Here is a 19,466-nt window from a genome sequence, read left to right as displayed (position 1 = left end):
CGCGCGGACAGAAGAGGAGGGCTCAGCCATGGATCGGCGGTTTCTGGATAGCCGGGCGGGATACGGCGAGGATGGGGCCATGGACAAGAAGGAACTGGCGGAATTCCTGCGGTACCGGCGTGAGGCGCTGCGCCCCCGCGACGTCGGGCTGGTCGAGGGGCCGCGCCGGCGTACCCAGGGGCTGCGCCGCGAGGAGGTCGCGCAGCTCGCCGGTATGTCCACCGACTACTACGCCCGGCTGGAACAGCAGCGCGCTCCGCAACCCTCCGTCCAGATCACCGCGGCTCTCGCCCGGGCACTGCGGCTGACACTGGACGAACGCGACCATCTCTTCGTCCTCATCGGCCACAACGCCCCGGCCCGCTTCCACCGCTCCGAACATGTCAGCCCGACCCTGATGCGGGTCCTGGACCGTCTGGACGACTCCCCGGCCCTGGTGCAGACCGACCTGCTCGACACCCTCGCGATGAACCCGTTGGCCGTCGCACTGCTCGGCGACCACACTCGCCACACCGGTCTGGCCAGTAGCGGCTACTACCGCTGGTTCATGGACCCGGCCGAGCGTCTGGTGTATCCCGAGGAGGTCCACGAACACCACGGCCGAGCCCATGCAGCGCGCCTGCGGGCCGCGCTGACAGCCGGCAGCGACACCCCCCGAGCCGCCCGGATCCTCGCCGAACTCCAGGAACACAGCACCGAGTTCGTCCGCATGTGGGAACTTCAGGAAGTCGCCCAAAGCTACGACGACTGCAAGACCATCCTCCATCCCGAACTCGGCCGCATCGACGTAGACGCCCAGCTCCTGTTCACCGAGAACCGCGCCCAGACTCTGGTGGTGCTGACCACTCGTCCCGGCACGGAGAGCCACAGCAAGCTCGAACTGCTCTCCGTCATAGGGCACCAGCAGCTCGCTTCCTGACGTCCTGGGCCGGGGGACGGGTCCGGGCTCAGCGCGGGAGGGGCCGAACAAGTTGGAGACCTGTGTGCCGAATCCGGTCAGGGGCGCCGGTGATGCATGCGGGTCACGGTCCAGGACGCCGGAAGTCGTCGGGACCGGCGGCGCGGCGCCCCACGCACCCACTCCCGCACGGCTCTTGCCCTGCGCTCCGCGGCCAGGCAGGTGGGCCCCCTGGGCTGTCCGGGCTCCGTGGTCGGGCCGCCGGTTTGACCGGATGCCGCCTCCGTTTTACTCTCGCAGGTATGCGGAGGCGGCATCCGTTTTGATGCGGCCACAGGATCACGGCAGGCAGGAGGGCGGCGCATGAGCGCCGGTGAGCAGTGGGGACGCAAGCCCCGCGCGGACGTTCAGCGCAACCGCGCTGCTCTCCTGAGCGCACCCCGGGCGTTCCGGCCGGAACGCCCGGCCGCCTCGCCATCCCCGTCGCCGGTGACTCCGAGGAGGCGCGGAAGGTGGCCATGAGCCTGGTGGACGGCACCGGCTTCGACCCCTATGACGCCGGCATTCTGGCCGACTCCTGGCGCCAGCAGCCGAACAGTCCCGCCTACTGCACCGAGCTGACCCTCGATGAGCTGCCGGCGGCCCTGGCCGCGGCCGACCGCGTCAAGGACGCGGCCATCCGCGACAGCCTCCCGGAACACCTCGCCGCCCTCCCGGCCACGGCCGCCGTCGACGATGTCGTCGAGATGAACCGCGCCGCCCACCGCTGAGACACCCGACGCGACTCTCGCGCACGCGACGGCACGAGGGCGGCAACGCCGGCACACCACGAACACACACGACGAACACGAAGAGCGGCGCTCACTTCGGCAAGGTCGTCATCACCCACGTACACCACCGCGTCCGCGGTCGGCCGCAGCCCGGTCGCGCCGCAGGGACCAAGCCCGGGAATCCCGGTCACCGAAACCGGGGTTCCGTTCCGGACAAGGAGTTTCACCATGAAGATCGGCATTCTCGGCACCGGGAACATCGGCAAGACGTTGACCAGGCGGTTGAGCGCGGGCGGGCACGAGGTGAAGGCGGCAAATTCGCGCGGCCCGGAGACGATCGAGGCGGACGTGCTGTCCTCGGGCGGACGCGCGGTGACCGCGGCGGAAGCCGTAGTGGACGTCGACGCCGTGATCCTCTCCATTCCCTTCGATCGCATTCCGCAGGTCGCACCACTGATCGCCAAGCTGCCGGCTGACACGGTTGTCATCGATACGTCGAACTACTTCCCGCATCGCGACAACGGAATCGCGGCGATCGAGGCCGGCCAGGCCGAGAGCGTGTGGGCTGCCACGCAGCTGGGGCGGCCCATCGTCAAGGCGTGGAACTCGATCGGAGCCGAGTCGTTCGCGCACAGGAACAAGCCGGCGGGAAGTGCGGACCGCATCTCGCTCCCCGTCGCGGCCGACAGTCCGCGAGAGCGTGACCTGGCAATGGCACTCGTTGAGGACACCGGGTTCGACGCCTTTGATGCGGGGCCGCTCGCGGAATCGTGGCGGCAGCAGCCCGGCACGCCCGCCTACTGCACGGATCTCACCCGTCAGGAACTGCCGGACGCACTGGCGACGGCGGACGCGGCGCGATCACCGAAGCGGCGTGACCTCGGGCTCGCCGCGGTCCAGGAACGCTTCGGGGCCGGCGTGCAGCCAGACGCGGAATACCTTGTCCGCCTGAACCGCGCAATTTCCATGTGAGGAGGGACGGCCCCCTGCGATGTCCGGGCTCCGCGCTCAGGCCGCCCATTTGACCGGACGCTGCCTCCGTTTTACTCTCTACTAAGTACGGAGGCAGCATCCGTTTTGATGCGGCCGCAGGATCACGGCAGACAGGAGGGTGCATGAACGCCGGTGAACAGCGGGGACGCAAGCCCCGCGCGGACGTCCAGCGCAACCGCGCTGCCCTCCTGGAGACCGCGCAGCGTCACTTTCTGCAGCACGGGGTCGGCACCTCCCTCGAGGCGGTGGCCAAGGAGGCGGGCGTCGGGCCCGGCACCCTGTACCGGCACTTCCCCACCCGGGAGGCGCTCCTGGCGGCTGTGCTGCAGACGCGCTCCGAGGAACTGGTGGCCCGCCAGGCGGACATCGAGCAACTCGGTGACCCGGCTGAGGCGCTGGAGCAGTGGCTGCGGGCGATGGAGGACTACTTCAGCGCCTTCAGTGGGCTGCCCGACCCGCTCATGGCCGCAGCCAGGGCGCAGGAACCGGACAACCCGCTCACCATTCCCTGCGACATCCTCATCTCCGCCACCGATCAATACGTGCGAGCCGCGCAGCTCGCGGGGCGCGTGCGCGCGTCGGTGCGGGGGAACGACCTGTTCCTCGCGGCCTGTTCCGTTGCCTGGATCAAGGGCACCGGTACCGAGGAGGAGTCGCTCGACCGGCTCCGCATGCTCATCGCGAGCGGTTACCGCCAGCAGGACACCCAGGCGTAAATCGCCGGGCACTCCTCTCTTCCCCCCCCCCGCAACGCCAGGCGGCACCACCACCCATCCATCACATCGTGCTGCCCCAGGGGCGGCACAACCTCCTAAGGAACAAATCATGAAAATTACTGTCATAGGCGCTGGCGCCATCGGAGGGAACCTCGCTGCCAAGCTGAGCACGGCCGGTCACGACGTCCAGGTGGCCGACGCCCGCGGCCCCGAGGCCATCCGGGCGGAGGTACTGGAGTCCGGGGCCCGCGCGGCGGACCTCTCCGACGCCGCCGTCCAGGGCCGGGACGTCATCGTCCTGTCGATCCCGTTCGGGGTGGCGGGCCAGCTGGCGGACCTGTTCGCGTCGGTGCCCGACCAGACGGTGGTCATCGACACCTCGAACTACTACCCCGGCATGCTCAGCGAGCCGATCGAGGCGGTGGACAAGGGCCAGGTGGAGAGCGTGTACACCGCCGAGCTGCTCGGCCGCCCCGTGGTCAAGGCGTGGAACGCCGCGCTGGCCGAAACCCAGCGGACCAAGGGCGTTCCGGCCGGAACGCCCGGCCGCCTCGCCATCCCCGTCGCCGGTGACTCCGAGGAGGCGCGGAAGGTGGCCATGAGCCTGGTGGACGACACCGGCTTCGACCCCTATGACGCCGGCACGCTGGCCGACTCCTGGCGCCAGCAGCCGAACAGTCCCGCCTACTGCACCGAGCTGACCCTCGACGAGCTGCCGGCGGCCCTGGCCGCGGCCGACCGCGTCAAGGACGCGGCCATCCGCGACAGCCTCCCGGAACGCTTCGCCGCCCTCCCGGCCAACCCCACCGTCGACGACATCGTCGAGATGAACCGCGCCGCCCACCGCTGAGACACCCGACGCGACTCTCGCGCACGCGACGGCACGAGGGCGGCAACGCCGGCACACCACGAACACATACGACGAACACGAAGAGCGCATAGTCCCCCGCGCTGCGGGCTGTAGCTTCGGCACGCCGCTGCCTGCGACCATCCGCAAGCCTGCCGGCACCCGCAGGGTGCGTCCGTAGCCGCGGCGGCCTCCGCGCAGCGCAGCATGGCAGATGACTGCGCGCCACGGAGAGGAACCGCCTTGCCCGGCACCGCATCACCCTTCACCGACATCGCACGCTCCCGCCGCTCCCCCCGGCAGTTCCTGCCCACAGCCCTGTCGCCTTCGGACATCCGCGGTGTGCTGGAAGACGCGCAGACGGCCCCCTCGAACAGCAACACCCAGCCGTGGACGGTGCACGTCGTCTCAGGTGCGGCGCGGGACGCCCTGGCCAAAGAGCTGCTCCGGGCCGAGGAGGAGGGGCGGGCCTCCCCGGATTTCACCGATGGCTACGGCGACGGCCTCTACCTCGAGCGGTCGCGGGCCTTGGGCGCGAGTGTCTACCGGGTCCGAGGCGTCGAGCGCTCGGACCGGGACGGCAGGAGGACGGCGGTCCGCGAGAACCTGGAGTTCTACGGCGCTCCCCATGCCGCTTTCCTGTTCATGCCGGCCCTCGGCGACGGGGTGCGGACGGCCGGCGACATCGGCATGTACGCGCAGAACTTCCTGCTCTCGCTGGCGGCCCGGGGGCTGGCCGGCATCCCGCAGACCGTACTCGGCGTCTACGCCGACACCGTCCGCGAGTTCCTGGGCGTCCCCGCGGAGCTCAAGCTGCTGTTCGGCATCTCCTTCGGCTTGGCCGACCCGGCGGCACCGGTGAACACGCTCCGCACGGAGCGGGTTCCGCTGCAGCGGAGCGTGGTCCTGCATGACACCCCGGGAGTCCTTGACAGGCCGTAGTTCCTCCGCCCGCAGAAACCATGCGGCGCCTGGGCCTGGGCCGCCACTCGGCCGGCGCGGCCCCGGCACGAACTGCCGCTTTGCGTAAGTGACTTCGCGAGCTCCACTCGCAATAGTGGCGCAGGTCACCCGAAATACGTCTCGCCATTCAAGATTTATGTGGGGCGAGGTGTCCGGAGCGGCCCTCAAGTGGCCCGGATGTGGTCGCCTTACTTCGACTTAGGGCACGCCGAGGGCACGCAGCCCTCAAATTGGACTAGACAACAAACAAACCCCAGGTCGCTGACCTGGGGTTTCACATGGAGCGGGTGACGAGAATCGAACTCGCGCTCTCAGCTTGGGAAGCTGATGTTCTACCATTAAACTACACCCGCGTAAGACGCCGACGGAGTCGGTGTGCGAACGTGCGCCACTTTACCTCATGTCCGGCCCCGGGTGTTGATGCCTTGGGGCCTGAGGGCGTTTCAGGGGTGGGATGCGGCTGCGGGGCAGCGGAGTTGGGGCGTACGGTGGGGGCGTCGGCGAGGGGTCGGGCGGGACCGGAGCGCCGCCTCGAAGGCTGTTCCTTTTATCCCGTACTGTGGCTTTTGTCGTCAGGCAAGCACCAGCCAGACGCGGCTCTTGGGGAAGGGACTCTTGGACTTGATGGAGCGCACCGTCGTCCGCTGTGCCGATGGGCACGTGTTCACCACCGCTTCGTTCCCGATGCAGCAGGCCGAGCGACTCGGCCCCGGCCGGCTGCTCCGGTGCCCGCGGTGTACGCGGCTCCGGAGCGTCGTACCCGTCAGCCACCAGAAGCGGTAGCGAGCGGAGCGATCGGCAGCCGGCTGTAGCGAACAGCGGACAAAGACATAGCAGTAGGGCATAAGGCGCGCGGAGTCGTCCGGTTGTGGTCGCTCCGCGCGCCTTGCGTATCCTCGGGGCGTGCTTCTCTCAGACAAGGACATCCGGGCCGAGATCGACGCAGGACGAGTGCGTATCGATCCGTTTGACGACGCGATGGTGCAGCCGTCGAGCATCGATGTGCGGCTGGACCGCTACTTCCGGGTGTTCGAGAACCACCGGTACCCCCACATCGACCCCTCCGTCGAGCAGAGTGATCTGACGCGGCTCGTGGAGCCGGAGGGGGACGAGCCGTTCATCCTGCACCCGGGGGAGTTCGTCCTCGCCAGTACGTACGAGGTCATCACGCTGCCCGACGATCTCGCCTCCCGGCTGGAGGGCAAGAGCTCGCTGGGGCGGCTGGGGCTCGTGACGCACTCCACCGCCGGGTTCATCGACCCCGGCTTCAGCGGGCACGTGACCCTGGAGCTGTCCAACCTCGCCACCCTGCCGATCAAGCTCTGGCCGGGGATGAAGATCGGGCAGCTGTGCATGTTCAAGCTCAGCTCGCCCGCCGAATTCCCGTACGGGAGCGAGCGGTACGGGTCGCGGTACCAGGGGCAGCGGGGGCCGACGGCCTCCCGGTCCTTCCTCAATTTCCATCGGACCCAGGTGTGAGCGACATCAGCATGTGCGGCGAGCGGGAGAATCTGACCTACGAGCGGTTCGGGGTCGCCGTGCGCGAGCTCGCGCAGGCCATCGCCGACGACGGGTACGAGCCCGACGTCGTGCTCAGCATCGCCCGCGGCGGTGTCTTCGTGGCCGGCGGTCTCGCCTACGCCCTCGACTGCAAGAACATCCACCTCGTGAATGTGGAGTTCTATACGGGCGTGGGGACCACCCTCGAGATGCCCGTCATGCTCGCCCCCGTCCCGAACGTGATCGACTTCTCCGAGAAGAAGGTGCTGATCACCGACGACGTCGCCGACACCGGCAAGACCCTCAAGCTGGTCCGTGACTTCTGCCTCGACACCGTCGCCGAGGTGCGCAGCGCCGTGGTCTACGAGAAGTCCCAGTCGCTGGTGAAGTGCGAGTACGTGTGGAAGCGGACCGATGAGTGGATCAACTTCCCGTGGAGTGTCGAACCGCCGGTCGTGCGGCGCGCCGGGCAGGTGCTCGACGCCTGACGGGCAGCCCTGACAGGCGGCAAAAAAGGGGCTCCTCCGGGAGCCCCTTTCTCGTACGCGGAACCTCAGACCGTGCCCAGCTTCACGATCGACAGCAGCGCGATCAGCTGGATCGCCGACGCGCCCAGCGCCTTCGGCCAGGGCAGGTCGTGGGAGCGGCTGACCATGAGGGTCAGGAGGGCGCCGCCCGCGATCCAGGTGGCCCAGCCCACGAGCTGTACGAACGTCGCGTCGCCGCCGGCGAACATCGCGAAGACCAGGCGGGGCGCGTCCGTGAGGGACATGATCAGCATGGACAGGCCGACCGTGGGCTGCCAGGCGCCGTCGCCGCCGAGCTGGCGGGCCAGGGTGTGGGTGACCACGCCCAGGATGAACGCGCTGATCGCCATCGCGACGGCCGTCGTCAGGACGATCGGGATCGCGTTCGACAGTGTGGCGTTTATCGCATCGTTGCGGGCGCCGTCGAAGCCGAAGACGGCGAGCAGGCCGTAGAGGAGCGTGACGATGAGGGCCGGGCCCCACATCGAGTAGTCGCGCATCTGGAGGAACGTCTGGTTGGGGGAGAGCACGATCCCCCGGAGCAGGGCCTTCCAGTGCAGACGCGGGCCGACCGGTCCGGGCGGCGGGCCCGCCGCGCCGGCGCGGTAGGTGTCGCCCTGGTTGTAGGGGTCATCGCCGACCGAGAAGGCCTGGGTGTGGCCCGGGTTGTTCGCCGCGTACGGGTCCGGCGGGCCCTGCGGGCCGGGCGGGTACGCGCCGTCGCCGAAGTACTCCGGCTCGCCGTGGCCGCCGGGTCCGCCGTAGCCGCCACCGGGGCCGCCGGGGCCGGCGTTCGCCTGCGGCCACGTGGGGCCGCCGCCGTTGCCGTACGGCTGCTGCTGCGGGTACGGCTGCGGCGCCGGCGGGTAACCGTACGACGGTCCCTGCGGCGTCTGCTGCCCGTGCGGGGGGTGTTGCGGTCGCGTCTGAGGAGCGCCGTTGTTCCGGCCGCGTCCGATCCTGAATCCAGCCACGTCTTCGAACGTACCTGGTCCCGGGCGGTGGCGTGCCGGGCCCGGGCTTCCGGGCCCGGCTTTGCGGCCGAGCTGTGACATCCCTTAGGGGGTAAGCCCCTTCAGGAACTCATGGGTTGTCAGGGTTCTGCCCCAGGGCCCCGCATCGCGACGTCAGCGCAGCATGTCCTGGCCCAGCCTCAGATAGTCCGTCGTCGACATGCCCAGGGAGCCGGGGCCGAAGCTGATCGCGTTCTTCGTGATCACGCCCGAGGCCGAGCCGCGCAGGCTGTAGAGGGAGCCGGAGGGGTGGTTCTCGCCGTCGGAGCCCACGGACAGGTCCGCCTTGCCGTCGCCGGTGAGGTCGGACAGGCGTACGGACGCGCCGAAGCGGTCGGCGGACTCGGCGGTGCCGGGGACGCCCTCCGTGTTCTGGGTGAACGACTGGGCGCCGGTGCCGGTCAGTCCGGCGGCCGAGCCGCGCAGCACGATGACGCTGCCCGCGATCTCGGCGGCGCCGACGGTCTCGTGGAGTACGCCGACGGCCACCTCGGCGTAGCCGTCGCCGTCGACGTCGGCGACCGAGAGGTCGTTGCCGAACGCGTCACTCTCCTCGTCCGCGCCGGGGACGCCCGGGGTGTCCTGGTTGATCACCGCCTGGGGCTGGGTGCGGACGCCGTTCGCGCTGCCGAGCCAGGAGCTGACGGAGCCGCCGAGGCTCTTGCCGTCGGTGCTCGGGGCCGCCGTGACCACGTCGTCGTAGCCGTCGCCGTTGAGGTCGCCGACGGCGGCGACGTCCCAGGCGTGGCTCTTGAGGAACGTCTGGTAGGTGAGGCCGGAGCCGGAACCGAGGTAGATCATGGTGCCGGCGTCGTACGTCGACGCCTCGCTGCCCGTGATGACCAGGTCGTCGGTGCCGTCGCCGTTGAGGTCACCGGAGGTGAGGTTCAGGGCGCCGGTGAGGCCGCTGCCGGTCTGGAGGCCGGTGGCGAGTTCCTGGTGGGTGCCCGAGCCGGAGGCCTTGGCGATGCCCTCGTGGATCCAGATGTCGCTGCCGGTGCTGCCGACGGCGAGATCGGCCCGGCCGTCCCCGGTGAAGTCGCCGACGGCGAGGGACATGCCGTACTCGTCGTGGGCCGCCACGGCCGGGTCGGGGACGCCGCGGCCGCCGGACAGGCCGCTCTTGCCGCCCCAGACGACGGTGACGGAGCCGCCGTCGGCATCGGAGTCCACGTCCTCGCCGGTGCTGCCGATCACCAGGTCGGCATAGCCGTCGCCGTTCAGGTCGCCGGAGGTGAGGGTCCTGCCGAACCGGTCGCCCTGCTCGGCGGTGCCGGGGATGCCGGCCGTGTCCTGGGTGAGGACGGTGCGGCGGGCGGCGCTGATGCCGTTCGCGGAGCCGTAGGTGATGACGACGGCGCCCGCGTCGGTCTTGCCGCCGACCAGGGTGTAGGGCGCGGCTGCGGCGAGGTCGCGGTAGCCGTCGCCGTTGAAGTCGTCGGCGTACTCGGCGGGCGCCGCGGCGGCGGGGGCGGTGAGGAACACGGGGGTGAGGCCGGTCGCCAGCAGGGCGGTGACCAGGGCGGTCGTGGTGGATCTGCGCATGATGCTGTCCTTCTGGCCGGTCAGCCGATGAGGTTGGCGCCGAACGCGCCGTACGAGCGGGTCTGGCCGAGGCTGCCGGGGCCGAAGGTGCGGGCGCCGTCGGTGACGGGGCCGGTCGCGGAGCCGCGCAGGGCCGTGACGGCGCCGATGCCCTCGTCCTCGAAGCCGGCGGTGATCGTGAACTCGGCGTGGCCGTCCTTGGTGACGTCCGCCAGCAGGACGTCGGAGCCGAAGTAGTCGATGGCCTCGGCCGCCCCCGGGACGCCGGCGGTGTCCTGGGTGAGGGTGCGGGCGCCGGTGCGCGAGACGCCGGAGGCCGCGCCGTTCATCAGGATCGTGGCGCCGGCGTCCTCGGTGGTGCCGATGTCCTCGAAGACGACGCCGATGGCGAGGTCGCCGAAGCCGTCGCCGTTGGTGTCGCCGATGGAGACGGAGCTGCCGAAGCCGTCGTTCGCCTCGTCGGAGCCGGGGACGCCGGTGGAGTCCTGGGTGAGTTCGGCCAGGGGCGCGTCGCCGTTGACCGGGCCGCCCTCCGAGCCGCGGATGACGACGACCTCGCCGCCGAGCGAGCCGCTGTGGTCGTCCTCCTTCGTGAAGACGTTGCCGATGGCGATCTCGTCGTAGCCGTCGCCGTCGATGTCGCCCAGCGCGAGGGAGGTGCCGCCGTTCAGCGGGCGGGGGACCGAGGTGTCCAGGCCGGTGGCGGTGCCGAGGTAGGCGACGCCCTTGGACCAGCTGTTCACCTCGCCCTCGTCGAGGGGGACGCGGTAGGTGAGGACCAGGTCCGACCTGCCGTCGTTGTCGGTGTCGCCCGCCTCCATGGCGTCGACGCTGTACGCGCCCTCCGGGGTGGGGAGGTGCTGGACGGCGCCGGTGGTGCCGGTGGTGGTGAAGCCGCCGCGGATGACGTACGTGTCGGCGTAGGCGCCCGCGGCCAGGTCCGCCTTGCCGTCGCCGTCGAAGTCGCCCGCGGTCAGCAGCTTGCCCCAGTTGTCGTGCGCGGAGACCGCCGGGTCCTTCACCGTGGTGCCGTTCTTCAGGCCGCTCGCCGAACCCCACAGGATGGTGACGGAGCCGCCGTCGACATCGGTGCCGACGTCCTCGCCGGTGGAGCCGACCGCGAGGTCGGTGTAGCCGTCGCCGTCGAGGTCGGCCATGGCGAGGGCGTCGCCGAAGGTGTCCTCGGCCTCCGCCTCGCCGGGCACGCCCGCGGTGTTCTGGCTGATCACGGTGCGCTGGGCCGGGTCGAGGCCGGTGGCGCCGCCGTAGACGACGGCGACGTAGCCGGCCATGCCCTTGCCGTCGACCTTGGCGTACGGGGCGGCGAAGGCGACGTCCCCGTGGCCGTCGCCGTTGAAGTCGGCGGCCGGGCCGGTGGCGGGGGCGGCGGTGGCCGTCGTCGCGGGCAGGGCGGTGAGCAGGCCGGTGGTCAGGGCCGTCGCCAGGAGGAGGGTGCGCTTGCGCATCGAAGTCCCCGTTTTCGGTATGGAGTTCGGCGTGGAGTGATGGTCAGGAGTTGAGGGCCGTGCCGTAGCCCGGCGCGCCGGCCGTCGAGACGCCCGTCGTGCCCGGGCCGAAGCTCGTCGAGCCGGTGGCGGTGAGGCCGGTAGCGGCGCCGCGCAGGGACCAGACCGCGCCGTCGCCGTTCTCGCCCGGCGCGGAGACGGACAGATCGGCGCGGCGGTCGCCGGTGTGGTCGGTGAGCGTGACGCGCTCGCCGAAACGGTCGCCCTTCTCGGAACCGCCGGGCACGCCCGCGGTGTTCTGGCTGTACGACGTCGCGCCCTTGGTGGTCAGTCCGGACGCCGAGCCGTACAGCAGGGTGACGGCACCGGCGGCGGAGTTCTCGCCCGCGGTGCCCACGGCCAGGTCGGCGTACCCGTCGCCGTTGACGTCGCCGAGCGAGACGCCGCTGCCGAAGCGGTCGCCCTTCTCGGAGGCGCCGGGCACACCGGCGGTGTCCTGGGTGAGGACGAGCGGGGCGCGGTTCGTGTCCCGGCCGTCCGGTCCGCCGTAGACGACGGTGACCTTGCCGCCGAGGGCGCCGGCCGGGTCGGCGGAGGTCTCGCGGTCGTTGCCGACGGCGATGTCGGCGTAGCCGTCCTTGTCGATGTCCGCCACGGCGGAGACGTACCCGGCGGGCAGGTCCTGCAGCCAGTCGGTGTAGTTGCCGATCTCCATGTCGGCCAGGGCGGTGACGGCGTCGTCGGTGCCGCCCGCGCGGCCGTGCAGGACCACCCGGGGGTGGCCGACGCCGGTGACGTTGCCGGAGGACAGGTGGGTGATGCCGTACGACGTGGACCACATGTCCTTGCGCGAGCCCGAACCGCCGTTGTGCGCACCGGTCTTGGTGATCGGGCCGGAGACGAGGGAGAGGGTGACCGGGCCGGTGGAGCCGACCGCCACGTCGGGGTCGCCGTCGTTGTCGAAGTCGCCCGCGGCGAGGGTCTGGCCGTAGCGGTCGTAGTCGGTGCTGAAGAAGCTGAACAGCGAACGGGCGCCGGACAGGCCGGACTTCGCGCCCCAGACGATGGTGACGGTGCCGTCGTTGGTGTCGCTGCCGTCCTCGCCGGGCGCGCCGACCAGCAGGTCGGCGTAACCGTCGGTGTTCAGGTCCGCGGAGGCGAGGGCCGAGCCGAAGGCGTCGTCGGCCTCGGCGGCACCCGGCATCCCGGCGGTGTCCTGGGTGAGGAGCGTGCGCGTCGAGGTCTTCGGCCCGCTCGCGCTGCCGTAGACGACGGACACGGCACCCGCCTTCGCCTTCCCGGCGACCGTGGCGCCCGGGGCGCCGATCGCCAGGTCGGTGCGGCCGTCGCCGTTGAAGTCGTACGGGGCGGCGGCCGTGGCGGCATGGGCGGCGGGCGCGGTGAGGGCGGCGGTGAGAGGGGTGAGGGCCGCCATGAGAAGAGCGGCGCTGCGCAGACGCATGGGTGTCCTTGCCTGGTACGCGGATTGACGGTATGTCACTGAGCGATGGCCCAGGCGAAGTTGGGGTCGCCGCCCTTGAGGGAGACGTCGCGAGCCGAGAGGAACTTCGAGCCGGTGGTGGTCAGGCCGGAGGCGGCGCCGCGCAGGACGGTGACCGCGCCGTAGCCGTTCTCGTAGCCGGCGCCGCTGACCAGGTCGGCCTTGCCGTTCTTGTCCAGGTCGACCAGACGCACCGACATGCCGAAGGCGTCCATCGTCTCGTTGCTTCCGGGGACGCCGGCGGTGTCCTGCGACCAGGACTTGGCGCCCTTGCCGCTCAGTCCGGAGGCGGAGCCGTACAGGAGGGTCACCGAGCCGGCGTCCTCGACCGTGCCGATGTCCTCGGCCCAGGCGCCGACCGCGATGTCGGCGTAGCCGTCGCCGTTGACGTCACCGGCGCTGAGGGCCGAGCCGAACAGGTCGCCGTTCTCACCGGCGCCGGGCACGCCCGCGGTGTCCTGGTGGATCACGGTCGGCTTCTGCGCCGGGTCGGGGCCGGTGGGGCCGCCGTACCAGACGGTGATCTGGCCGCCCTTGTGGCCGGCGGGCCTGGCCGGACTCGGGTCCTGGTAGTCGCCGAGCACGAGGTCCCCGTAGCCGTCGCCGTTGACGTCGGCGATCGTGCCCTCCTCGCCGTCGGCCTGCGGCAGATAGGTGCGGGCGTACTTGGTGCCGGTCCAGCGGTGGTAGCTGATCTCCCCGCCCTCGTCGCCGTCGACGAGGAACGGGTACACGCGCTCGGCCGCGCCGTCGCCGCTCATGTCACCCGCGAACACCTCGTACGTCGATCCGAACTCGCTGATGCCGATGTGGCTGGTGGGGCCGGTCGTACGGCTGAAGGGGCCCTTGTAGAGGCGGGTGTGGCTCTGGCCGGTGAGCGTCACGTCCGTCGCGCCGTCACCGTCGAAGTCGCCGATCGCTACGCCGGAGGAGAAGCCGCCTCCCTCGGAGAGGGTGGACGGCTGGGGCAGGCCCTTGCCGCCGGACAGGCCGTTCTTGCCGCCCCAGACGACGGTGGCCGAGCCGACGCCGTCCCGGTCGCCGATCGCCTCGTACTGGGCGCCGACGACCAGGTCCGAGTAGCCGTCACGGTCCAGGTCACCGGCGGCGAGGCTGTTGCCGAAGCGGTCGCCGTACTCGGCGGTGCCGGGGACGCCCGCGGAGTTCTGCGTGATCACGGTCTTCTTCGCCGCCGAGACGCCGGACGCCGAGCCGTACAGCACGACGACGGCACCGGCGCTCTGCACCGAGCCGACGTCGGCACTCATCGCGCCGATGGCCACGTCCCGGTATCCGTCGCCGTTGAAGTCACCGGCGAGCCCGGAGGGCGCGGCGGCGGCCGTACCGACGGGGAGAGCGGTGGTGAGGAGGCCGGTGGTGAGACCGACGGCCAGGAGGAAGGTACGGGTGCGCAAGGCGGGGCTCCGGGTGGGGAGGGTTGGGTGGAGTGGGGTGGGGGCGACCGGGGGGGGTGAGGGCAGGGTCGTTCCCGGTGTGGAGGGGAGGGTGGGGCGCGGGGCGTGCGGCAGGTCAGGCGGTGGGGGTGGGGGCCTGGGGCGGCGGGGGCGTCGGGGTCATCCGGGGCGTCCGGGAAGGGGGCGTGGCCCTGCCGGTCGTAGCCGTGGTGATGCCGGTCGTAGCCGTGGTGATGCCGGTCGTAGCCCTGGAGGTGCCGGTCGTCGCCGTGCCGGCGGTCGCGGGCATGAGCAACCCGCCCGTCGGCACGGCCAAGGCGGTGGCCGTCGCGAGGGCGGGGCGTGGATGCGGACGCCGCTGCGTGCGTCGTCGCCGGTGCTGGTCCTGGTCCATGCGGGAGTCTCCTGCGGCACGCGGGATGCCTGGCGGGCATCCACCGTCGATGAAGTGCCGGGACCGTCCGTGTTCGCCGGTGGTTGGACGGGCGTTCACGGGTGGTCGGCGATCAGGAGACCTGTGTGGGGACGTAAGGGTTGTACGTGAGTTCGGTTAATTCGGTTACTTCTTGAGGTGGAGGCGCCGGGTCATACGGTCCGGACGGTCACGGCCGCCGGCGGACCCGGTAGCGCAGGTGCAGCACCCGGTCGCCCTGCCACGAGCCCGGAAGTCATCGCCCGGGCTCGTGACAGGGGAGCGGTCACACCTTCAGCGGCTGCTTCGGGGCGCCGCGATGCCGGCCCTTCGGCAGGGCCGTCTTCGCCGTCAGCCCGCGCGACTGCCACGCGTTGTCGCGGAGCTTGAACAGGGCCCAGTAGCGGGTCGGGCACAGCAGCACGATGTTCATGAACACCGCCGTCGGGGTGCCGACGAGCCAGGAGTGCCACCGCTGACGCGCGGTCATGTCCGGCCGCATGAGGACGTACAGCCCCGACTGGCCGTAGCGGACCACCAGGTACACGGCGAGATACACCAGGGCCACGCCCGGGTTGTGGTACCGGCCGCCCAGGGTCATGAGCGTCATGACCACGGTCCAGGCCAGCATCACCGGGGTGATGACGAGCTGGAGCAGCCCGAAGGTCGGCGATATGAGCTGCTTCGGCGACAGCCGCGCGAACACGAACGGCAGCATCCACCACCACGACCGGGCCCAGCGCAGACGCTGACGGTAGGTCTTCTTCAGCGTCGTCGGCATGTCGGTGACCACGCCGGCCTCGTTGACGGCCACGACCTCACCGCGCATCAGCGCCCGCAGCGCCAGCCAGCGGTCGTCGCCGGTGCCGCACTCCACCTCGTAGGCGTCCAGGTGGTCGTAGAGCAGCTCGGCCCGGTAGAGGGCCAGTGCGCCCGAGGTCGTCTCCAGGGCTCCGAGCATGGAGCGCGAGGAGCGCATCATCACGCACGAGGTGCCGATGTCGATGTCCGCGGCCCGGGAGACCCAGGTCTCCTCGAAGTTGCGGACGTAGATCATGCCGGTGGTGGCCTGGATCCTCGGGTTGCTCATGGCCCGCAGCTGCTGTTCGAGCGCGTCCGGGAAGGGCTCGCCGTCCGAGTCGATGGTGAGCACGAAGTCGAAGTGCCCGCCCCGCTCCTGAAGGTGCCGGAGCACGGTGACCTGGGCTCCGCGCTTGCCCTTGTTCTCCTGCCGGTGCCAGAAGACCCGGGGGTGGTCGAAGGGTTCCACCGGGTGCTGCCGCGAGCCGTCGTCGATCACATGGATCTCGTCGACCGGATGCGTCTGGGCCAGCAGCGACCGCACCGTGCGGTGCAGGTTCTCCGTGGGCTCCTCGAACGCCGGGATGATCGCCACCGTCCGGCCCGGGGCCACCGGGAGGTGGGTGAAGGACCGGCCCTTCAGGAACGAGACCAGGCAGAGCACGATGACCAGCATGCCCAGCCACCAGTAGAACGTCAGGATCGGGCTCTTCGACTGGAGGTGCACCACCACGGTGGCGGTGGCGAGAGCCGTCACCACCACGGCGGTCACCGCGGTGAATCTCCCCCGCGAAGCGCGGGCCACCGAGAGGCCCGCGCCGCGGGTCTGCGAGGTGCTCAAGCGGTCACTCGCTTGCCGCGGGTGGCCGTGCGGAACACCACCACACCGCCGATCACGAAGAGCATGGCCCCGAGCACGATCCACCCGAGACCCGTCCCGCCCGTGGCCGCCAGGGCGGCTCCACCGGTGGCGGTACCGATCGCCGCGCCCACACCGTTCTGTCCGTACATGTTGGTCCCTCTTCTTTCCGTGGTTTTCGGGTGTTTCGGGGCGGCTCTCGTCAGAGCCGTTCGATGTGGGGTGCGGCGGCCATGACGCCGCGGGTGTCGAGGACGTAGGCGGCCTCGTCTGCGAGTCGTACGAGGTCGAACTCGCCGTGCGGGGTGAGCAGGACGACCGCGTCGAAGTCGGCGAGGCGCACGCCGCCGTCCGCCGCGGTGAAGGGGATCTCCCGGCAACCCCCGTCCGCCACCGGCAGATAGGGGTCGACGACGGTGACGTCCGCGCCCATCGCCCGCAGCCGGTCGGTGACCTCGACGGCCGGCGACTGGCGGGCGTCCGACGTGCCCGGCTTGTACGCCGCCCCGAGCGCGAGGATCCGCGCCCCGTGCACGCTCCGGCGGAAGCGGCGGCTCAGGGAGTCCTGGAGACGCCGTACGACGTAGTCGGGCTGGGACTCGTTGATGTCCTGGGCCAGTTCGATGAGCCGGAAGGTCTGCCCGTGCCGGGCCTTGACGTGGTGGCTCAGGTAGACCGGGTCGATCGGCAGGCAGTGCCCGCCGACACCGGGCCCGGGCAGGAACTTGGTGAAGCCGAAGGGCTTGGTCGCCGCCAGCTCCAGGGTGTGCCACACATCCACGCCCAGGGTGTGGGCCATCCGAGAAAGCTCGTTGACCAGGGCGATGTTGACGTGCCGGTAGGTGTTCTCGAACACCTTGGCCAGCTCGGCCTCCTCCAGCCCGGAGGCGGGCACGGTGACGTCGGTGACCGAGTCGTAGAACGCCTTCACGTGCCGCAGACAGTCGTCCGTCATCCCGGCGACGATCTTCGGCGTGTTCTCCAGCCGCCAGTCGGCGTTGCCCGGGTCGATGCGCTCGGGGCTGAAGCCGACGTGGAAGTCGCGCCCGGCGACGAGGCCGGAGCCCTCCTCCAACAGCGGGACGAGCACGTCACGAGTGGTGCCGGGGTGCGTGGTCGACTCGAGCACGACGGTGGCGCCCGGCTCGATCCACGCGGCCAGGACCCGCCCGGCGTCCCGCACGCAGCTCAGGTCCGGGGCCCGGTCGGTCAGTGGCGTCGGCACGGTGATGACCGCGACGTCGAAGCCCTTGAGGTCCTGCGGGTCCGAGGTGGCGGTGTAGCCGCCCGAACTCAGCACCGCCTGGAGGCGGCTGGACTCGATGTCCTCGACGTACGACGACCCGGCGGCCAGCCTCTCGCAACGCGACCGGTCGGGTTCGTAGCCGGTCACGCTGTGACCGGCCTCGGCGGCCCTCACGGCCAGGGGCAGGCCGACATAGCCCTGCCCCAGCACACATATGTGCATGGTGGATTCCTCACCCCTGAAGTACGGCCGCCTGTTCCTGAAGCAGGCGGCCGTGGCGTGGTACTGCGTGAGAAGCGGTGTGGGAACGGCACCATCACCGCGTCACCGGTCTGCCGGGCCCCCTTGCCCGAAGCTGCGCGAAGCGCAACCGGTGATCTTCACAAACCCCCCTCATTTGTGGACCTTCATAGTTCAACAAAAATTCGCTAGGCGGAACCCTCTTTACTGTTTTGATACCTGTGAAGTGTGGCGGGGGTGCCGTGTGTTGAGGTGTGAGGCCTAATCAACTGCCTCTTGACGAGGTCTGTTGTTGCTGGCGCAAGGGGGTGTGAGGGCTGTCGGCGCCGATGGAGGTGGCGGAGGGATCTTCACATTTCCAGGGCGTCGAGTTTGCTGGGGGCGACGTCGGCATGGATGCAGTCGCGAATCCCGCACGCCGGCCCAATGCGCCCCCTGATGCGCCCCCACACCACAACTCCGGACCGTCGCCGGTTACCCAGGGTTCGCCCAGGCGGAAGCGATGGGCACGCGGTCGGCGCCGGAAGGTCTCCTCGTGGCGGCCCGGGCGTCCACCCTGAGACCGAGCGGCCGCTCCTGCTCCGGGCGGACGCCCGGGGCGGTGTGCCCTTGGGAGGCTGTCGATCATGACAACTCCCTTGCCGCCGCCCGGCCCCGACGGCCTCCCCTACCACCGCATGGGCCACCTCACGGGCCGTCACCGCTGGTGGCGGCCCGTGGTCGGCACGCTGCTGTTCATGGTCGCCTATCTCATACTCAGCCTCTTGCTGATCGGCCTCGCCTACGTCTTCGGGGAGCTGGCCGGCAGCCCCGAACTACCCGATGGCGGACCCGACTTCGGGCTGCTGAGCAACACGGCACTGGACCTGACATACATCGCGATCGTCCTGCCGCTGGTTCTGCTGGCCGTGTTGTGGCCGGGGCGGCGGCCGGCCGGGACGCTGTCGTCGGTGGCCGGACGGCTGCGGTGGCGCTGGCTGGGGTGGTGCCTGCTGGCGGCGGTGCTCCCCGTGGCCGTGCTGACGGGGACCGCATTCCTCGTGCCCGGCGGCGAGACCGGCGCGGGGGAGTCCGAGGCGGTGTGGGTGGGCTGGGGGTCGTTCCTCACGTCCCTGGGCGTGCTGGCCGTCTTCGTCCCCGTGCAGGCCGCGGCCGAGGAGTACGTCTTCCGGGGCTGGCTGACGCAGGCGGTCGGTGCGTTCGCCCGTTCCCCCTGGTTCGCGGTGCTCCCGCAGGCCGTGCTGTTCGCCGCCGCCCACGGCTGGGGCACCACGTGGGGCTTCGTCGGCCTGCTGGTCTTCGGTGGGGTGGCGGGCTGGCTGACCATCCGGACCGGTGGCCTGGAGGCCGCCGTCGCGCTGCACGTCCTGAACAACCTGGTGGCCTTCGGCACCCTCGCCGCGGTCGTCGACGGGCTGACGTCGGAGGAGACCGCGGCGGACTCGCCCTGGCCGCTGGCCCTCGCGGACGTGGTGACGACCCTGATGTACGCGGCGCTCGTACTGTGGCTGGCCCGACGCCACCGACCGCAGCGCCTCGCCCCGCCGATGCCGCCGCCCGCCCAGCCTCCGCCGTACGCCTCGTACCCGCCGTACGCCATGCCGTACGGGGCCATGCCCGGCCACCCCTACGGCGTCCCGGGCGGCGTCGCCCCGCCGGGAACCGGCCCCGCACCTCACGGAGACGTACCGCCCGCCCCGGGACCGTAGCCCCGGGGGAAACCTGAGGGCGTTGGTGGCCCCGCCCCGTCGCCG

General features: G+C 70.8%; 18 protein-coding genes and 1 tRNA gene. 9 read left to right on the top strand and 10 right to left on the bottom strand.

The window, feature by feature from the left end; all coding sequences use genetic code 11:
• The first annotated feature begins 79 nt into the window (after nucleotides 1-79).
• The 6 genes from ACFT4A_RS30175 to ACFT4A_RS30150 all read left to right on the top strand — a co-directional run bounded on the left by ACFT4A_RS30175 (nucleotide 80) and on the right by ACFT4A_RS30150 (nucleotide 5,166).
• Nucleotides 80-919, top strand: coding sequence for a helix-turn-helix transcriptional regulator (locus ACFT4A_RS30175; RefSeq protein WP_382836112.1), 840 nt, complete (start codon nucleotides 80-82; stop codon nucleotides 917-919).
• A gap of 491 nt (nucleotides 920-1,410) precedes the next feature.
• Nucleotides 1,411-1,668: a hypothetical protein gene (locus tag ACFT4A_RS30170; protein ID WP_382836109.1), complete on the top strand. Its 258-nt coding sequence runs from the start codon at nucleotides 1,411-1,413 to the stop codon at nucleotides 1,666-1,668.
• 228 nt (nucleotides 1,669-1,896) lie between these two features.
• Nucleotides 1,897-2,640: an NADPH-dependent F420 reductase gene (locus ACFT4A_RS30165; RefSeq protein ID WP_382836106.1), complete on the top strand. Its 744-nt coding sequence runs from the start codon at nucleotides 1,897-1,899 to the stop codon at nucleotides 2,638-2,640.
• A 143-nt stretch (nucleotides 2,641-2,783) separates the two neighbouring features.
• Nucleotides 2,784-3,377 carry a TetR/AcrR family transcriptional regulator gene (locus ACFT4A_RS30160; RefSeq protein WP_382836103.1) on the top strand — a complete coding sequence of 198 codons (594 nt, stop codon included), beginning with the start codon at nucleotides 2,784-2,786 and terminating at the stop codon, nucleotides 3,375-3,377.
• Between the two features lie 109 nt (nucleotides 3,378-3,486).
• Nucleotides 3,487-4,227, top strand: a complete 741-nt coding sequence (locus tag ACFT4A_RS30155; protein ID WP_382836100.1) for an NADPH-dependent F420 reductase — start codon at nucleotides 3,487-3,489, stop codon at nucleotides 4,225-4,227.
• A gap of 240 nt (nucleotides 4,228-4,467) precedes the next feature.
• On the top strand, nucleotides 4,468-5,166 hold the full coding sequence (locus ACFT4A_RS30150; protein ID WP_382836098.1) for a nitroreductase: 699 nt from the start codon (nucleotides 4,468-4,470) through the stop codon (nucleotides 5,164-5,166).
• Between the two features lie 300 nt (nucleotides 5,167-5,466).
• On the opposite strand, the gene ACFT4A_RS30145 is transcribed toward ACFT4A_RS30150, so the two are convergent.
• Nucleotides 5,467-5,540: transfer RNA gene (locus ACFT4A_RS30145), tRNA-Gly, on the bottom strand.
• Nucleotides 5,541-6,090: 550 nt separating this feature from the next.
• Between ACFT4A_RS30145 and dcd the strand changes: the two genes are divergently transcribed.
• Together dcd and ACFT4A_RS30135 are read left to right on the top strand one after the other, a co-directional pair.
• Complete coding sequence (gene dcd, locus ACFT4A_RS30140) at nucleotides 6,091-6,666, top strand: dCTP deaminase (protein ID WP_382491399.1); 576 nt, start codon at nucleotides 6,091-6,093, stop codon at nucleotides 6,664-6,666.
• Nucleotides 6,667-6,677: 11 nt separating this feature from the next.
• Nucleotides 6,678-7,175: a phosphoribosyltransferase gene (locus tag ACFT4A_RS30135; protein ID WP_382836226.1), complete on the top strand. Its 498-nt coding sequence runs from the start codon at nucleotides 6,678-6,680 to the stop codon at nucleotides 7,173-7,175.
• 65 nt (nucleotides 7,176-7,240) lie between these two features.
• Here ACFT4A_RS30135 and ACFT4A_RS30130 read toward each other — a convergent pair whose 3' ends face one another.
• From ACFT4A_RS30130 to ACFT4A_RS30090, 9 genes are all read right to left on the bottom strand, one after another.
• Complete coding sequence (locus ACFT4A_RS30130; protein ID WP_382836095.1) at nucleotides 7,241-8,269, bottom strand: Yip1 family protein; 1,029 nt, start codon at nucleotides 8,267-8,269, stop codon at nucleotides 7,241-7,243.
• A gap of 72 nt (nucleotides 8,270-8,341) precedes the next feature.
• Entirely contained in the window at nucleotides 8,342-9,772 is a 1,431-nt protein-coding gene (locus ACFT4A_RS30125; RefSeq protein ID WP_382836092.1) for a VCBS repeat-containing protein, read from the bottom strand.
• Nucleotides 9,773-9,792: 20 nt separating this feature from the next.
• Entirely contained in the window at nucleotides 9,793-11,238 is a 1,446-nt protein-coding gene (locus ACFT4A_RS30120; RefSeq protein WP_382836089.1) for an FG-GAP-like repeat-containing protein, read from the bottom strand.
• A gap of 43 nt (nucleotides 11,239-11,281) precedes the next feature.
• Nucleotides 11,282-12,700 carry an FG-GAP-like repeat-containing protein gene (locus ACFT4A_RS30115; protein WP_382836086.1) on the bottom strand — a complete coding sequence of 473 codons (1,419 nt, stop codon included), beginning with the start codon at nucleotides 12,698-12,700 and terminating at the stop codon, nucleotides 11,282-11,284.
• A gap of 35 nt (nucleotides 12,701-12,735) precedes the next feature.
• Nucleotides 12,736-14,154: an FG-GAP-like repeat-containing protein gene (locus tag ACFT4A_RS30110; protein WP_382836083.1), complete on the bottom strand. Its 1,419-nt coding sequence runs from the start codon at nucleotides 14,152-14,154 to the stop codon at nucleotides 12,736-12,738.
• 115 nt (nucleotides 14,155-14,269) lie between these two features.
• A complete protein-coding gene (locus ACFT4A_RS30105) occupies nucleotides 14,270-14,548 on the bottom strand; it encodes a hypothetical protein (protein WP_382836081.1) in 279 nt (92 codons plus the stop codon).
• 304 nt (nucleotides 14,549-14,852) lie between these two features.
• A complete protein-coding gene (locus tag ACFT4A_RS30100; RefSeq protein WP_382836078.1) occupies nucleotides 14,853-16,208 on the bottom strand; it encodes a glycosyltransferase in 1,356 nt (451 codons plus the stop codon).
• On the bottom strand, nucleotides 16,205-16,378 hold the full coding sequence (locus ACFT4A_RS30095; protein WP_215120054.1) for a hypothetical protein: 174 nt from the start codon (nucleotides 16,376-16,378) through the stop codon (nucleotides 16,205-16,207). Before ACFT4A_RS30095 ends, ACFT4A_RS30100 begins: the two co-directional genes overlap by 4 nt.
• A gap of 50 nt (nucleotides 16,379-16,428) precedes the next feature.
• The gene (locus ACFT4A_RS30090; RefSeq protein ID WP_382836074.1) at nucleotides 16,429-17,694 is read right to left on the bottom strand and encodes a nucleotide sugar dehydrogenase; all 1,266 of its coding nucleotides are present in this window, start codon (nucleotides 17,692-17,694) and stop codon (nucleotides 16,429-16,431) included.
• A 644-nt stretch (nucleotides 17,695-18,338) separates the two neighbouring features.
• Between ACFT4A_RS30090 and ACFT4A_RS30085 the strand changes: the two genes are divergently transcribed.
• Nucleotides 18,339-19,421, top strand: coding sequence for a CPBP family intramembrane glutamic endopeptidase (locus ACFT4A_RS30085; protein WP_382836071.1), 1,083 nt, complete (start codon nucleotides 18,339-18,341; stop codon nucleotides 19,419-19,421).
• Nucleotides 19,422-19,466: the final 45 nt, after the last annotated feature.

This window comes from Streptomyces sp. NPDC057099 (assembly GCF_042671245.1).
Classification (GTDB): domain Bacteria; phylum Actinomycetota; class Actinomycetes; order Streptomycetales; family Streptomycetaceae; genus Streptomyces; species Streptomyces purpurascens.
The sequence above is the reverse complement of the archived record's forward strand: the minus strand, read 5'-3'. Positions and strand labels throughout refer to the sequence as shown.